Here is a 15,738-nt window from a genome sequence, read left to right on the forward strand (position 1 = left end):
TCAGCGCACCCGGAAGTGGTCGAGGCCGTTGGCGCTCAGGCGGCCCTCGGTGCGGGTCACGGCGTCGCCGGTGTAGGGGCCCACCAGCACCGTCACCTTGCGGCCCTCGGGCGCGCTCACGGTGGGCGCATAGCCCAGGTCGCGCAGCTGCTGCACGAGGTTCTGGGCACTTTCCACCCGGTCAAAGGCGCCCACCTGCAGGTACACCGGGCCGTTTGGGGCCGCTTCGGCGGGGGCCGGCACATTCGCCTCGCTGCGAGTGGGGGCCGGGGCAGTGCCCGGGGCCGCCGGCGCGGCCACACCCGGCTGGGTGGTCTCGGCGGCGCCGCCGCTCAGACTGCGGCCACGCGGGGGATACAGCACGGCCGAAGGATAGGCGCGCTGCACATCCGCCAGGGCCTGCCGGGCGCTGGCCTCATCGGCAAAGGGGCCCAGCTGCGCGACCACCTGCGACCCCAGATCGATGGGGTAGACGGTGTAGCCCAGGGCACTCACGCCCGCCGCCGCCCCCCGGGCGCTGTCCTCGCTGCTGAAGGTGCCCAGGCTGATGCGGTAATCGCTGCGCAGCGGCACCCGCTGCTCGGCAGGGGCCACGGCGCCGCCAGCGCGGGGCGTGGCCCCTGCCTGCTCCGGACTCTGCTGGCCTGGGGTCTGCGCCGCCGGGTCTGCGGCCTGTGCCGGTTCCTGGGCCGCTTCGCCCGTTTCGGTGGCCGCGCCTGCAGGAGCGGGCGGCTGGGCGGCGGCCTGCAGCGCCGGGTCCGGTGCGCCGATGGGGGCGGCGGCGATTACCGGGGCCTCAGTGGTGTCGGCTGGGGCAGCTTCACTGGCCGGCGCGGCTTCGGTGGCGGGGGTCTGCCCTGGCGAGGGCGGCGCCGCTGCCGTCTGGGGTGGTGGGGTCACTGTTCCTGCGGGGGCGGTTTCGGTCGCCGGGGGCGCCGCGCTGCCCGGGGCGCTGGGAATGGCCGGGGTCTGCGCGGTGGCCGCGCTCTGGGGCGCCTGGGCCGGGCCGCCGCGCAGCAGCACGCTACCAAAGCCGCCCAGCAGCGCCAGCACCAGCGCCCCGATCATGAGGTCAGGCCAGCGGCGTGCGCCCCGCACCGGGCCCTGGGCCGGGCGGCTCACTTCAGCGCCCCCTGCGCCTTGGCGTTGCCCAGCGCCGCCGCAGTGCGCAGCGAGGTGCGGGCGTCGGCTTCACGGGCCTGGGCGCGCTGGGTCAGGCCCAGCAGGTACCACGCTTCGGCGTTCTTGGGATCGTCGGTCACCAGGCCGCGCAGAATCGCCTCGGCCTCGGGGTAGCGGGCGCTGGCCAGCAGGGCGCTGGCGAGGTTCACGCGGGCGGTAACCGTGGGGTTGAGTTTCACGCTTTCACTCAGCGCACTGGCGGCGCCGGCGTAATCCTTCTGGGCATAGGCGGTAAGGCCCAGCCACAGGGCAGTGTCGGCATTGGGGGCGCGCGTCTGGCTGGAGCGCAGGGCCGTGCGGGCTTGGGCGTACTGGCCCTGACGGTAGGCGGCCACCCCCTGCACAAACAGAGCGCGGGCCAGCGTGGCGTCGTCCGGGCGCAGGGTCAGGGCCCGCGCGGCGTCACGGGCGGCCTCGACGTTCTGGTTCAGGGTCAGGCGCACACCCGCCAGGGCGGCGCGGTAGGCCGCGTTCTGCGGCGCCAGCTTCACGGCATTCTGCAGGGCGCTCAGAGCGCCGGGGCGGTCGCCTCGCGCGGCGCGCAGCTCGCCTTCCAGGGCAAAGGCCGCGGCGTTGCGGCTGTCCTCGCGTCCGGCGTCGCGAGCGGCAAACACGGCCGCGCGGGTGTCGCCCGTGGCGGCCAGAATGCGCGCCTTGCGCAGCAGCAGGGTCGAGCGGTCCCCGCCGTTCTGTACCCGGCCCGCGGCCGCGTCCAGCTCGCGAATGGCGCGGTCGGGGAGGTTCTGGGCCACATAGATGTCGGCCAGCAGCAGCGCGGCGTCCACCCGGGCCGGCGCGGCCTGAATCAGGGCGTACAGGCCGGGCAGCGCCGCCGAGCCCTGGCCGCTGAGGGTGCGGGCCTGTGCCAGCCGGAACTGCACGTCCAGATCCTTGGGGTCAATAACGGCAATGGCGGCCAGGGTGGTGCTCAGGGCGGCAAAGTCGGCCTTGCGGGTCTGCTGCGCGGCCAGTGCTTCCAGCACCTGGCGCTGCGCGGCCGGGCCCGCCTGGTCTTTCATCAGGGTCGCGGCCTCGGTGAACAGGGTCAGGGCCTGTTCCTGGTTGCCGGCGCGCGCGGCAATCACGCCCAGGTTGTAGGGCCCCTCAAAGCGCGTGGGGGCCAGCGCCCGGAACTGCTGCAACTCGAAAGTGGCGCCGCGCTCGTCGTTCAGGGCAAACAGGGTCAGCGCCAGCCCGAAGTGCGGCTCGGGGTTGGTGTAGTTCTGGGCAATGATGCCCTCGTACAGCGCCCGCGCCTGCGCGTAGCTGCCGGCCTGCAACGCGGAGCGCGCCTGCGCCAGCTGCGCCTGCTGCTCGGCCGTCAGTGGGGTGACCGGCACAGCCGGGGCAGTCTGGCCACCCGCGCCGGGGGTCTGAAGATTCTGCGCGCTCTGCAGCGCCCCCTGCGCACCCGGCGTGCCCGCCGACTGCAGGGTGTTCTGTACGCCGATGGTGCTGACTGTCTCGATCATCGTCTGGGCGCCCCCCGACGTGGCGAGAGCCAGCGTGAGCCCCAGCAGAACCGCTCTTGTGTGTTGCGTCACCTTCATGGCCTCCTGATATGCGGAAAACGCCCGTAGCCTAGCATTAACGTCTCTCGGAACCCTTACTCATGTGCGGGGCAAACTCAGGCGGCGCCGGTGACCGCGTGGGGCCGTTTCAGGGCCAGCTGGCCGCAGGCCGCGCCCGCATCTCGCCCGCGCGAACGCCGCACGCTGACGTCCACCCCGCGCGCCTCCAGAATGTCGTAGAAGGTCTGAATCTGCTCCTCGGTGCTGCTTTCAAAGCCCGAGCCCGCCCATGGGTTCATGGGAATGAGGTTGACGTGACTGACGAGGCCGCGCAGCAGTTCGGCCAGCAGCTCGGCCTGCCAGGGATGATCGTTGACGCCGCGCAGCATGGTGTACTCCATGGTGATGCGCCGCCCGGTTACCGCCTGATAGTCGCGGGCCGCCGCCATGATCTCCTCGATGGAATTCACGTGGCCAGTGGGGATGATCCGGCGCCGCGTCTCCTCGTCCGGCGCGTGCAGGCTGATCGCCAGTTTGATGCCCAGATCGTCCTCGGCGGCCAGGCGGCGAATGCCCCTGGCAATTCCCACCGTGGACAGGGTCACGCGGCGCTTGCTCATGCCCAGCGCCTGGGGGTGCAGCAGAATGCGCGCGGCCAGCATGGTGTGGTCGTAATTGAGCATCGCCTCGCCCATGCCCATGAACACGAGGTTGCGAATCTCGCGCGGGGCGATGCCCTCGCCGCCCGCCACGGCCAGCACCTGGGCCACGATCTCACCCGGGGTGAGGTTGCGGCCAAAGCCCATGGCCCCCGTGGCGCAAAAGGCGCACTTGGCCGGGCAGCCCACCATGGTGGAGACACAGATGGTCTTGCGGTCCAGGTAGGGCATGTACACGGCTTCCATCTGGCGGCCGTCTTGCAGGGTAAACAGGTATTTCACGCTGCCGTCGGTGCTGCGCACGGTTTCAATCAGCTTGAAGGGGTTGAGGTGGTATTTCCCGGCCAGTTCGGCGCGCACGGGGCCGGGCAGGTTGGTCATGGCTTCAAAGGTGCCCACGCCCTGCCCGAACACCCAGTCCAGGAGCTGCCGTCGCCGGAAGCCCTCTAAGGGGTAGGCGTCGGGGTGAAGGTCAAGCAGAAACTCCATGTGACCAAGTGTACGGTGGGCACAGGTGGGAATTCCGTGAAGTCCTGCGGAGAAAGTGGGAGGCAGGGAGCGGTGCGCGGAAAGGTAAGGATCCGGCGGCCCGTCTCCAGGCCACCTTCCGCCTCGCGCCCTTTTATCTTCCCGCTGCCTGCGTCCCGCTTCCCGGCGCCTGTTCTACCCGGCCCCCCACCCAGACTTCGGTGCCGCTGCTGGTGGCCGCGAACTGGGCGCTGAGGCGGGCCGGCTGGCCGGGCTTGCACTGGGCCGCGCGCAGCAGGTTTGTGTCTGGGGGCAGCTGACCGGTGGCCGCCAGCACCCCGGTCAGGCACGCGAGCATGTTGCTGCTGGCGGCGTCCTCGGAAAAGCCCTTCAGTGGCCCAAAGGCACGGAAGCTGACCGCCACGCGGCCCGGACCCCCGGGCGCGTACAGCACCAAACCGGTGGTGCCGGTGGCGCGGTTCACGGCGGCGATGCGTTCATCGTCTGGCACAAAGGCGTTCAGTGCAGCGGGGCCAGGCAGGGCCACCACCAGATTGGGGCGTCCGGTGCTGGCCACCCAGGCGTCCAGGCCGGTCAGTCCCAGTGGGCCCAGATCGGCTGCCACGGGCGCGGCCAGCACCTCACCCTGGCGCAGCAGCCACTCGCCGCCGCACAGCTGCGCGCTCTGCTCCTGTGCCTCTGCGCCCACGCCCTGCACCACGGTCAGCAGGTCACTCAGGGGAGAGCGGGCGTGCAGCGCGGCCAGGGCCGCACTATCTGAACTGCCCTTCTCCTGGGTGGGGGTGAACACGCGCAGGTGAACGCTGGCGAGGTCGGCGGCCTGCACGAACACGCTCAGGGGCGCGCCACTGCTGGCAGCGGCGGCTTGCAGGTCGGCCACGGGCGCCAGAAACACCGCCACAGCCTTGCCGCCCTGGCCCTTCAAGTCTGCGAAGACGCGCAGCCGTGTGGGGGCTTCAAACGAACGCAGGGGACGCCTCATGAGGTGATTCTGGCGGAAACGCCCGGCCGCAGGGCGCGCAGAGCTTGACGGGTGCCCTGGGTGGGAACCCACACCACTCTGCAGGCCAACTGCTCAGGCACTGACCCACTCTCTCAGGACATGCTCCAGGTGCTCGTCGTCCAGTTCGCCCTGCTCGGCCAGCGCCTTGATGTGGTCGGTGACCCGGCGCAGGGCGTCCTCGCCGTAGTGCAGGCCCAGTTCGCGCGCCTTGTAGGCGATGGCGTGCTTGCCGGTCACCTTGCTGCCCGCCTGGATGCGCCGGCCCACGCCGAACACACCGGGGGGGATGGCTTCATAGGCGCCGGGGTTCAGGTAGATGGCCTTCAGGTGCATCCCGGCCTTGTGGTTGTAGGCGAATTCGCCGGTCAGGTAGTTGTTCCAGGGAATCGGCAGGTCCACCATACGCGCAATCATGGCGTCCAGTTCCGGCAGCAGGTCCAGGTTGTACTTGTCCATCAGGCCCTGGGGGTCAAAGGTGAACATGCGGGCCAGAAAGCCGCCCAGCGGCGTGATGCCGTTGCGTTCGCCAATCCCCAGAATCGTGGTGTCAATGTGGGTGGCCCCGGCTTCCACCGCCTCGTAGGCATTGCTCACCGCGCAGCCGGTGTCGTTGTGGCCGTGAAATTCGATGCCGCAGTCCGCGTGAATCACCTTGCGCACCTCGCGCACCAGCGTGTACACCTGCCGGGGGGTGGCCACCCCCACGGTATCGGCCAGGCCCACGCGGTGCACCCCCAGGTCGGACACGGCGCGGTAGACCGCCATCAGGTCCGCTTCCTCCGAGCGGAAGGTGTCCTCGGCGGAAAAGCGGATCTGCAGCGCCGGGTGGTGGGTCTTGATCCAGCTGATCACCTCCTGCGCGGCGTCAATAATCTGGGCAATGTTCTTGCCGTGGCTGAATTCGCGCAGGAACGAACTCGTGCCGAACAGCAGATCCAGGCCGTCCACGCCCGTGTCCACCGCGCGCTGCACGTCGTCCATGTGACAGCGCACATGGGTCAGGAATTTGGCCTTCAGGCCCAGGCTGGTCAGCTGGCGAATGTCCGCGTGGGTCTGGGCACTCACCATGGGCGTGGTCACCTCGATGAACTCCACGCCAAACGCGTCCAGGGCGCGGGCAATTTCTATCTTGTCGCCCGTCTTGAAGTTGCCGCGCGCAAACTGCTCGCCCTCGCGCAGGGTGGAATCAATGATGGCCCAGCCTGTGGCCGGAATGAGGGGGGCAGGAGGGGCGCTGGAATCAGGTGTCATGGCAGTCGGGGCCTCGCTCCCGGCATTGTGGCTGCTTCCCTGATAAGTGTCAAGAAAATCAGTCTAATAATTTTCAAACGCTAAGCCGCCTTGCTGCGGTGGGCCCACCGCGCCCCACTGTGCCATTTGGCTGACCGGTCTGCGGCGGCGGCCGTGTAAGGTGGTCGGCATGTCTGTTGGCGTGGCCCCGAATGCAACCCCATCTGAATCGATCAAGAGTCCGGCGCGGCAGATCGCGGACCTGGCGGTGCCGGTCAGCCTGGAAATGGTGATTCAGCTGCTGCTGACCTTCGTGAACCAGATTATCGTGGGCGCGCTGGGGGCCGTGGCGGTGGCGGCGGTGGGGCTGGCGGGCAGCCTCAGCTTTCTGTTCTTTGTAACGCTGGGGGCGCTGGGCAGCAGCACCAGCATTCTGGTGGCCCGCCGCTGGGGCGCCGGGGACCGCCCCGGGGTGAACCAGACGCTGACGGTCAGCGTGTTGACCGGCGCCCTGCTGGCGCTGGCGCTGACGGTCCCCGTGGTGCTGCTGGCGAGGCCACTGCTGCGGCTGGCCGGCGGGGAAGAGGCCGTGACCCTGAGCGCCACGCCCTATATGCAGGTGGCCATGCTGGCCCTGATTCCCGGCAGCCTCGCCTGGATTTTCAGCGGCGCCCTGCGCTCGCTGGGGCACGCCCGCACACCGCTGGTGGCCACCGTCATCACCGTCATCGTGGAAAGTCTGGTGGCGTACGGCCTGGTGTTCGGCGTGGGGCCCCTGCCCACAATGGGCGTGGTGGGCGCGGCGTGGGCGCTGGTGGTGGCCAACGTGCTGAAAGTGGCGCTGCTGGCCTATCAGATATACGGGCCCCGGCAGCTGGCGGCGCTGGCCTTACCCGCCCGCACGGCGTGGCGCACCATCACGGGGCCGCTGCTGAGCATCAGTGCGCCGCTGGCCTTTACCGAATTTGCCTGGAGCCTGGGGGGCTTTCTGTACGCCGCCGTGTTTGCCCGGGTGGGCACTGAGGCGCTGGCCGCCAGCCAGATTGTGGGCACGCTCGAAGGCATCTTTATCGTGGGCTCGTTTGGCCTGATGAGCGCCGCCACCGTGTTCACCAGCCGCGCCCTGGGGGCCGGCGACGCAGCCGGGGCGCGCCTGTGGCTGGGCCGCATTGGCCGCGCAGGGCTGCTGACGGGCGCCGGCTTTGGATTGCTGTTTGCCCTGAGCGCCCTGCTGGTGCCGCCCCTGTTTCCCCGCGTGGGCGCCGAGGTGCATCACATTGTCCTGTTCGGCATCCTGATCAGCGCCGTGACTCAGGTGGCCAAGGTGCGCAACATGATTATCGGCGGCGGCGTGCTGCCGGGCGCCGCCGATGGCCGGGGCGTGATTCTGGGCGATGTGGTGGGGGCCTTTGTGGTGGGCCTGCCGCTGGCCGTGTGGCTGGGCCTGTACACGCCACTGGGCGTGTGGGGGGTGTTCCTGGGCCGCAGCGCCGAGGAACTGGTGAAGGTGGCCATTTTCGAGTGGCGCCTGCGCCGGGTGAACTGGGAACGGCTGGCGCAGGAGCAGGTGGGGAAAGAGGCCGTGGCCGCACACTGATACGGATTCCGAAAAATTCCGTAACGTGTTACGGAATTTTTCCGACCAGAGGGACTCGAAGAGCTGCGGAGCAGAGAAGGAAAAATACGGATTTCCGGGAATTGGGCTGGAACAGCGCCGAAGGCGGGGAACATCCGGCTCTTTCCCGGATGTTACGGAAATGGACGGCAGTCCGTATCATACGGATTCCGTCTCTTCCGCCGACAAATCGGAACAGAGCCGATTTGCCGACTCCACGTCCGGAACCCGTTTTGCTCCTGCTCGCTCTGCTCGGATTGAATCGCTGACAAAAGCGATTCAATCCGAGTTCGTATGAGGGGCGGGCCCACCCCGGCACCCGGTACGCTCAGGCGGTGAAGTTCACGCCCGAAGAGCAGCTTCTGCTGAAACAGTCGTGTTACGGCGATGCCCGGCTGGAAGAGTGGCTGCTGGCCACCCTTCAGGTCGGACCCGGCGAGTACGGCTTTTCGGCTCGGAGCGGATATTTCCCGGAAGACCAGATTCCCCTGTATGAACGGGTCTGGAGTCAGATCTGGCATCAGGGCACGATCTACCCGGCGACGCTGGTGGCCGTGCCGGTCTGGTGCGAGATGATCCGCCGCTTTCCAGCGCTGTATCACGGCGAACTGTACGTCCTGTTGACCCTGATTGAGTGTTCCAGGACCGAAGGGAATACCTGCCCGGCCCCACTGGCCGTGTCAGCGGAAGTGATCCTGAAGTACAAACAGGCCCTGGCCGGTCTGGCGCAGACCCTACCCGCACAGCTGGCCCAGGCGGACGACACCACACCCGAAGGACTGAGCCACGTTCAGGCCCTGCTGGCCCTGCTGGCTTTCGGGCAGGGCAAAGAGTATGCAGGTCACCTCTGCTGGGGCACCCAGACGACGAACGCTGACCTGAGCCTCACATCGTCCCTGTGTGCCTTTGAAGCACGTTCCGGACGGACAGCGCTGTCGGAGCAGCTGAAAGCCCGCCGGAGAGGCGGGCCTTGATGGGCAGCGACTCCGGCCTCTACACCCGCAACAGGCTCTGCAAATCCCTGACGCTGGTCTGGCTGGCTGGAGCGTCCAGCGCCACCTCGCCCTCCCGCAGCGCCACAATCCGCTGGCCCAGGTGCAGGGCCTCGTCCAGCTGGTGGGTCACGAACACCACCGTTACGCCGGACTGTCGCCACAGGGTCAGCAGTTCGTCGGCCAGGGTGGTGCGGGTGGCGTGGTCCAGCGCGCTGAAGGGCTCGTCCAGCAGCAGCAGGCCCGGGCGCGTGACCAGGGCGCGGGCCAGGGCCACCCGCTGGCGCTGCCCGCCCGAGAGTTCGTGGGGGCGCCGGCCCTCGTAGCCCGCCAGGCCCACCTGCCGCAGGGCGTCGGCCACGCGGCTCTGGCGCTCGGCGCGGGGGCCCGCGCGCAGGCCAAAGGCCACATTCCCGGCCACAGTCAGCCACGGGAACAGGGCCGGTTCCTGCTGCACCAGGGTCAGGCGCGGGTGGGGCCCCCGGATGGTTTCGCCGCCCAGGGTAATCTGCCCGGCCTGCGGGCGCAGGAAGCCCGCCAGCAGCGAGAGCAGTGTGCTTTTGCCGCTGCCCGAGGGCCCCACCACACACAGGAATTCGCCGGCCGCCACATGCAGGTTCAGTGGCCCCACGCCGGCGCCGCTGGCTTTGCGGCCGTGGTAGCGGTAGGTCACGCTGTCCAGGTTCAGGGGCGCGCCGCCGCGCTGGGCGGAAGAGGCGGCCGGCACCGTGCGGTTCATGGTGGTGGTCATTGTGGCACCTCCAGGCCATAGTCGCGGCGCACTCGGCCCTCGAAGGCGCGCAGCAGGGCGTCAAACAGGCCGCCAATCAACCCGATGATGATGATGGTGGCCAGCACCAGCGCCACGTTGGCGGTGTTGCGGCCCACCTCCAGCTGCTCGCCCAGGCTGGCAACCCCGCCGATCAGAAGTTCGCCGCCCACCAGGGCCCGCCACGCGAAGCTCCAGGCGGTGCGCAGTCCGGTCAGGATGTTGGGCAGTGAGGCCGGCAGCAGCACCCGCAGGGTCAGGCTCAGGGACCCGGCCCCCAGCGTGCGCCCCGCCACCCGCAGGGCCGGCGGCACGTTCAGTAGCGCGCCCGACACGGCCAGCGCCATGGGAATGAAGCCTTCCAGAATCACCACGGCCAGCGCGGCGCGTTCGTTCAGGCCAAAAAACAGAATGGCAAACGGCACAAAGGCGATGCTGGGCACGCTCTGAATGCCTGTCAGGTAGGCGCCCAGGGTGGTGCGCAGGGGCCGCCACGCGCCCATCAGCAGACCCACCAGCACCCCCAGCGCCACGGCAATCAGGTAGCCGGTGAGCATCCGCCGCAGGCTGCCGCCAATGGCCGAGAGCAGTTTGCCGTCCTGCGGCCCGCTGCCCCACAGGCCGTAGCTGATCTCGGTCCAGACCGCCTTGGGGCCCGGGAACACGTAGGGCGGATAAAGCTTCAGGACATCGGTGAGCAGCCACCACACCGCCAGAATCAGCAGCAGGCCCAGCAGTTGCCAGCCCAGGGCCACCCAGCGCGACGGGCCGCGCGCTGGGCGGGCCGGGCCCGCGTGGTCAAACGTGGTCACCTCCGGGCTCACTTGCGAAGAAACGGTGTGAGGTCCGGAGCGCTGCGGGCGTAGCCGGCTTCCACGTTCAGGGCGGCGTATTCCTTCAGGGCCGCCGGGTCCAGCGCCGTGGTAAAGCGGGTGCGGGCAAAGGCGCGCTGCAGCACGCGCGGATCAATCCGGGCGCCGGTCAGGGCCAGCAGCTGTTTGTTCACGGCGGCCTGCGCGGCAGCCGGGCTCTTGTTAATAAAGGCCACCGCGTCGGTGTGCGCTTTCAGGAAGGCGGTCACCAGCGCCGGGTTGGCCTGGGCGAACCTGGCGTTCACGATCACGACTGTGGTGGGGTACTTGCCATCGCGCCACACGGTTTTTTCCGTGCCAATGATGCGGTGGCCCTGAGCTTCGAGCACCGCCCCCCAGGGTTCAGGCACCAGGGTGGCTTCCACCCGCTTGGCCGCAAAGGCTGCCAGCACGTCGGCTGGAGCCACCGGCGTGATGGTCACGGTGCCGCCGTCGGTTTTGGGCTTCAGGCCACTCTCGTTCAGGATGTGGCGCAGGCTGATGTCCTGGGTGTTGCCCAGGCTGGGCACAGCCACGGTCTTGCCTGCAAGGTCCTTGTAGGTCCTGATGGCGCTGTCCTTTCTGGCCACCAGCACCGCGCCCGCCTCGCTGGCCCCGGCGATGATCTGCACCGGCATGCCGCGCCCGATGGCGTTGATGGCCGGCCCCGGCCCGATATAGGCAATGTCAATCTGGCCGGCGGCAAAGGCTTCGGTGAGCGTGGTCCCCGAGACAAATTCCTTGGGCTCTAATTTCACCTTGCCCAATGCTTTCTGGAAGGTGCCGCGTTCCAGGCCCACTAGGGCCGGCGCGTGCGTGAGGTTCGGGAAAAAACCCAGGCGGACGCTCTGCGCTTCCTGGGCGGCGGCGGGGGCCGAGAGCGGGCCAGCGAGGCTGAGGGTCAGGGCAAGGGCCAGGGGAATTCGGGTCATGGAACCTCCGGGGGAACAGTGCAACACAACTGAGATGCTGCATTTCACGGTGGGGAAGAGCGGGGCGCGTGTGACCGGGCGCCCCGGCCCTTCAGGGCTTCTTAAGACCGCGTCAGGGACATGAGAGGCTCGGGTGTGTCTGGTAGACGCGCCGCCCTCGGATACGGCTTCCGGAACAGTGTGTAAGGATGACGAACTGTTTCCGAGCGGAGGGAAGAGAAAAAACGGCGGATTTCCGGGACAGGAATAAGAGGAACACCCGGCTCTTTCCCGGATGTTCCGGCAAAGAACGGAATCCGTCTGCGGCATGGTCAGACCGGTTCGGCGTAGGCGGCGCGCAGCACCTCGGCCACCTCGGGGCGGGTGAACTCGCTGGGCAAGGCCTCGCCGGCACGCAGCTTCTCGCGGACCTTGGTGCCGCTCAGGACCAGATGGTGAGAGGCGTCGTGCGGGCAGGTGCGGGGGCTGACGAGCTGCCCGCAGGCGTTGCAGTAAAAAGTGTGCTCGAACTTGAGAATCTGAATGCCCAGCTCCCCGGGGGCATAGGCGCTGAAGATCTCCTGGGCGTCGTAGGTGCCGTAGTAATTGCCCACGCCGGCGTGGTCGCGCCCCACGATGAAATGCGTGACGCCGTAGTTGCGCCGCGACAGGGCGTGCAGAATCGCCTCGCGGGGGCCGGCGTAGCGCATGGCGGCCGGGTACACGCTCAGCAGGGTCCTGGCCTGGGGGTAGTAGCCCTGCAGCAGCACCTCGTAGGCCCGTACGCGCGTCTCGGCCGGCACGTCGTCGCCCTTGGTGCGGCCCACCAGCGGGTGCAGCAGCAGGCCGTCCACCAGTTCCAGCGCCACCTTCTGCAGGTATTCGTGCGCGCGGTGAATGGGATTGCGCGTCTGAAAGGCCACCGTGGAGCGCCAGCCGCGCGCCTCGATCACCTCGCGCACCTCCGCAGGTGTGCGGTGGTGGCGGGGAAAGGCGCCGCGCGGCACCTCGAACAGCGCCACCTCGCCGGCCAGATACACGTCGCCCCCCGCGTACAGGGCCGCCACGCCAGGGTGGGCCTCATCGGCGGTGCGGTAGACCTCCTGGGCCTCCAGGGCCTTGCGCGCGGCGTAAGCCTCCTGTACATCTATCCAGCCCACGTCCTGCCCAGCAAAGGTAAGCACCACACGGCCCCGGTAGCGCGCGGCGTCCTCGCGGGCTACCGGCAGGGTAATGGGAATGCTCCAGGGCGTGCCGTCGGCCAGGCGCAGGCGAGAGAGGATGCTGAGGTAATCGGCCTCGTTCACAAAACCGCGCAGGGGCGAGTAGGCGCCCGTGGCCAGCAGTTCCAGGTCAGCGTGCGAACGCTCGCCCAGCGCGAGGCGGGGCAGGCCGGCCAGTTCGGCGGGGTCGAAATCATGGCCGGGGCGGCGCAGGCGGCTGATCAGGGTGCCGCCCAGCGGCGCAGGCAGGGCAGTGGAGTCGGGCAGCAGAATGGTCATGGCAGGGGCATCCTTGTGGGGCGTGGTCGTGCGCCGTGGGTCGTACAGACTTGTGGATGAAAAGACTCAACTATTGGAGCGGCAAAAAGCCGCCAGGGCCGGGGCGGTGGTGCGGCCACGACAACATCGCCGCCCCGGCAGGCGCGCAAGGCTCACAGGCGGCCCTCCCCGGCCCACAGGCCACATTCGGTCTTGCCTTTCCCGGCCCAGCGGCCCGCGCGGGCGTCCTCGCCGGGGCGCACGGCGCGCGTGCAGGGCCAGCAGCCCACGCTCAGAAAGCCGTCCCAGTACAGCGGATTGACCGGCAACTCGTGCGCGCGGGCGTAGGCTTCCAGCTCCTGGCGGTTCCAGTGGGCCAGCGGGTTGATCTTCACCCGCGCGCCTTCTTCCACAAAGGGAATGTCGGCGCGGGTGGCGGCCTGGTCGCGGCTGCGGGCGTTCAGCAGCGCTGGGGGGGCCTTCTGGCGCAGGTACGCCTGCAGCGGGGCCACCTTGCGCGCCGCGCAGCAGGCGTCCGGGTCGCTGGCGTACAGCGTGGGCCCGGTCTGCCCGTCGTCCGGGTGGGCGCCCGCGTTCAGCGTGACAAAGGTCAGCTGCGGGTAGCGCGCTGCCAGCCGGTCGCGCGTGGCCAGCGTTTCGGGAAAGTGAAACCCGGTGTCCACAAACGCCACCTCGCCCCGGTAACCCGCTTGTGCGGCGAGGTCCAGCAGCACCACTCCGTTCAGGTTGAAGGCGCTGGGCATCAGCAGGTCCGGGTAGGTGTCCAGCGCCCAGCGGATAATCTCCAGCGGCTCGGTGGTGGGGGAAAAAGGGGCGGGTGGCTGGCGGGACGCGGCCGGCTCCGCACCCGCCGGGCCATCAGCCACCCGCCAGCCGCCACTGACCTCCACCGCCGTCACAGCTCCAGCGCCCCCAGCAGCCGCGCCACACCCTCCTCCACGCTGATCTGGTCGGTGCGCAGGTGCAGGTCCGGCTGCTGGGGGGCCTCGTAGGGATCGCTCACGCCGGTAAAGTGCGGAATCTCGCCGGCCAGGGCCCTGAGGTACAGCCCCTTCACGTCCCGGGCCGTGACCACTTCCAGGGGCGCATCCACGAACACTTCCAGGGCGCCCGGCAGCCCGGCCAGCACCTCGCGGCGGGTGTCGGCATAGGGGCTGATGGCGCTGACAAGCACCGTCACGCCGTGCTTGGCCAGCAGGCCAGCCACAAAGGCGATGCGCCGCACATTGGTGTCCCGGTCGGCACGCGAAAAGCCCAGGCCCTTGCTCAGGTTCTCGCGCACCGCGTCGCCGTCCAGCAGCTCGGTGGGTACGCCGCGCGACCGCAGTTCGGCGTGCAGGGCGCTTGCCAGGGTACTCTTGCCCGCGCCGCTCAGGCCGGTCAGCCACACCACGCGGCCTGTCCCGGCCCCTGGGGCCGCCGGGCGGGCCTGCACGGCGGCGCTCATGCCGGCACCAGCTCGCGCGCAGCCAGCACCGCGTCGGGGGTAAAGCGCTCGTGTCCCACGCGGTCGGCGTATTCCACGAAGCTCTCGCCGGGCTGCTTGCCGGCCTGGAAGTCGGCCAGCACCGCCTCGGTGTAGGCGCTGAGCGCCTCGGCAGGCACCGCCCCTTTCAGTTTCGTGCCGGTGCGCTGCGCCTGCCCGATGCTGCCGGCCAGATGCACGTTGTAGACCTCGTGAATGGTGCCGTCCTTGTCGGTGCGGTTGGCGCCCATGAAGCCCAGGTCCGCCACCTGATAGCGCGTGCAGGCGTTGCTGCAGCCCGTGAGGTTGATGGTGAAGGGCACGTCCAGCGCCAGGGTCAGGGGTTCGAGGTGTTCCACCAGATCAGCGGTGCGCGCCTTGGTCTCGGTGAGGGCCAGCCGGCAGAACTCCCGGCCCGTGCAGGCGATGGTGGTGCCCCGGATGGTGGTCTTGGGCGCGAGGTCCAGCGCGGCCAGGGCCTCACTCAGGGCCGCCACGTCCTCGCTGCGTACGTGCGGAATCACCATGTTCTGAAAGGCGGTGGTGCGCAGTACGCCCTGGCCATAGCGGTCCGCCAGATCTGAAAGGGCGCGCGCCTTGTCGGGGTTGATGCGGCCCACGGTGGTGGCCACCACCACGTAGTTCAAGCCGTCGGCCTGCGGGTTCACGCCCAGCACGTCGTTGCCGCCAAAGCGGGCCACGGGGGCGGGGGGGCCGTCGGGCAACTGGCGGCCCAGGTACTCGGTTTCCACGATCTCGCGGAACCTTTCCACGCCCAGGTCCTTGATCAGGTACTTCAGGCGGCTCTTCTTGCGGTTCTGGCGGTAGCCGTGGTCGCGGTAGGCGGCCGTGATGGCCTGTCCCACCTCCACCACCTCCTCGGGGCGAATGAACACGCCCAGGCGCCTCGCAAGGTGCGCCACGGCACCCAGGCCGCCGCCCACCCACACGTCAAAGCCCACTTCACCATTGACCCGGTGCGCCAGAAAACCGATGTCGTTGATGAGGTGAATGCCTTCCAGTTCGGGGGTGGCCGTCAGGCTCATCTTGAACTTGCGCGGCAGGTCCTGAAAGTCGGGGTTGCCGGTCAGGGTGCCTTCCATGGCGTGGGCCAGGGGCCGCACGTCCATGATCTCGCGGGCGTCCAGCCCAGCCAGCGGCGAGGCGATCACCGCGCGCACGGTGTCGCCGCACGCGCCTCTGGGGTGCAGACCCAGCGGAGAGAGCCGGTCAAAAATCGCCGGAATCTTGTCAATGGTCAGCCAGTGAAACTGAAAGGCCTGCCGGTCGGTCACGTCCAGAAAGCCGCGCCCGTATTCCTCGGCAATATTGGCCACCTCGCGCAGGGTGGCGCTGGAGAACTCGGCGGCGGGCACGCGCACCCGCATCATCAGGTAGCCGTCTTCCTGCGGGCGCTGCGGGTAGACACCCGCCCACTTGAGCAGGTCAATGCGCTCGGGGTCAATGAACCCCTGCGCGGCGTACTGCGGAATCAGGTCGAAAATCTGGAACGGGGGCAGTTCTTTTTTCAGCGCTTCAATGTCAGCCATGGCAGGGTC

The 15,738-nt window shown here is 68.9% G+C and carries 14 protein-coding genes; 2 read left to right on the plus strand and 12 right to left on the minus strand.

The window, feature by feature from the left end; genetic code table 11:
- The 5 genes from C8263_RS00870 to lysS all read right to left on the minus strand — a co-directional run bounded on the left by C8263_RS00870 (position 1) and on the right by lysS (position 6,095).
- Positions 1–1,122, minus strand: a complete 1,122-nt coding sequence (locus tag C8263_RS00870; RefSeq protein WP_146160540.1) for an SPOR domain-containing protein — start codon at positions 1,120–1,122, stop codon at positions 1–3.
- Positions 1,119–2,732 (minus strand): tetratricopeptide repeat protein, encoded by a 1,614-nt coding sequence (locus C8263_RS00875; protein WP_107136204.1) that lies wholly within the window; start codon positions 2,730–2,732, stop codon positions 1,119–1,121. Before C8263_RS00875 ends, C8263_RS00870 begins: the two co-directional genes overlap by 4 nt.
- Before the next feature lie 77 nt (positions 2,733–2,809).
- A complete protein-coding gene (rlmN, locus tag C8263_RS00880) occupies positions 2,810–3,841 on the minus strand; it encodes a dual-specificity RNA methyltransferase RlmN (RefSeq protein ID WP_107136205.1) in 1,032 nt (343 codons plus the stop codon).
- A 133-nt stretch (positions 3,842–3,974) separates the two neighbouring features.
- Positions 3,975–4,823: a PhzF family phenazine biosynthesis protein gene (locus tag C8263_RS00885; protein WP_233218561.1), complete on the minus strand. Its 849-nt coding sequence runs from the start codon at positions 4,821–4,823 to the stop codon at positions 3,975–3,977.
- A gap of 93 nt (positions 4,824–4,916) precedes the next feature.
- Positions 4,917–6,095 carry a homocitrate synthase gene (lysS, locus tag C8263_RS00890; protein ID WP_107136206.1) on the minus strand — a complete coding sequence of 393 codons (1,179 nt, stop codon included), beginning with the start codon at positions 6,093–6,095 and terminating at the stop codon, positions 4,917–4,919.
- 169 nt (positions 6,096–6,264) lie between these two features.
- Here lysS and C8263_RS00895 point away from each other — a divergent pair, with 169 nt between their 5' ends.
- The gene (locus C8263_RS00895) at positions 6,265–7,671 is read left to right on the plus strand and encodes an MATE family efflux transporter (RefSeq protein WP_107136207.1); all 1,407 of its coding nucleotides are present in this window, start codon (positions 6,265–6,267) and stop codon (positions 7,669–7,671) included.
- Between the two features lie 353 nt (positions 7,672–8,024).
- On the plus strand, positions 8,025–8,663 hold the full coding sequence (locus tag C8263_RS00900; RefSeq protein WP_107136208.1) for a hypothetical protein: 639 nt from the start codon (positions 8,025–8,027) through the stop codon (positions 8,661–8,663).
- Positions 8,664–8,682: 19 nt separating this feature from the next.
- Here the strand turns inward: C8263_RS00900 and C8263_RS00905 are convergent, their stop codons facing one another.
- The 7 genes from C8263_RS00905 to C8263_RS00935 all read right to left on the minus strand — a co-directional run bounded on the left by C8263_RS00905 (position 8,683) and on the right by C8263_RS00935 (position 15,729).
- Positions 8,683–9,432: an ABC transporter ATP-binding protein gene (locus C8263_RS00905; protein WP_107136209.1), complete on the minus strand. Its 750-nt coding sequence runs from the start codon at positions 9,430–9,432 to the stop codon at positions 8,683–8,685.
- Entirely contained in the window at positions 9,429–10,262 is an 834-nt protein-coding gene (locus tag C8263_RS00910; protein WP_107136461.1) for an ABC transporter permease, read from the minus strand. Before C8263_RS00910 ends, C8263_RS00905 begins: the two co-directional genes overlap by 4 nt.
- An 8-nt stretch (positions 10,263–10,270) precedes the next feature.
- Positions 10,271–11,233, minus strand: coding sequence for an ABC transporter substrate-binding protein (locus C8263_RS00915; protein ID WP_107136210.1), 963 nt, complete (start codon positions 11,231–11,233; stop codon positions 10,271–10,273).
- 311 nt (positions 11,234–11,544) lie between these two features.
- Positions 11,545–12,714, minus strand: coding sequence for a sulfate adenylyltransferase (gene sat / locus C8263_RS00920; protein WP_107136211.1), 1,170 nt, complete (start codon positions 12,712–12,714; stop codon positions 11,545–11,547).
- 152 nt (positions 12,715–12,866) lie between these two features.
- On the minus strand, positions 12,867–13,580 hold the full coding sequence (locus tag C8263_RS00925; RefSeq protein WP_199188273.1) for a phosphoadenylyl-sulfate reductase: 714 nt from the start codon (positions 13,578–13,580) through the stop codon (positions 12,867–12,869).
- A gap of 29 nt (positions 13,581–13,609) precedes the next feature.
- A complete protein-coding gene (gene cysC, locus C8263_RS00930; RefSeq protein WP_107136213.1) occupies positions 13,610–14,161 on the minus strand; it encodes an adenylyl-sulfate kinase in 552 nt (183 codons plus the stop codon).
- The gene (locus tag C8263_RS00935) at positions 14,158–15,729 is read right to left on the minus strand and encodes a nitrite/sulfite reductase (protein ID WP_107136214.1); all 1,572 of its coding nucleotides are present in this window, start codon (positions 15,727–15,729) and stop codon (positions 14,158–14,160) included. The genes cysC and C8263_RS00935 overlap by 4 nt, the downstream gene beginning before the upstream one ends.
- Between the last annotated feature and the right edge of the window lie 9 nt (positions 15,730–15,738).

Source organism: Deinococcus arcticus, assembly GCF_003028415.1.
Classification (GTDB): domain Bacteria; phylum Deinococcota; class Deinococci; order Deinococcales; family Deinococcaceae; genus Deinococcus; species Deinococcus arcticus.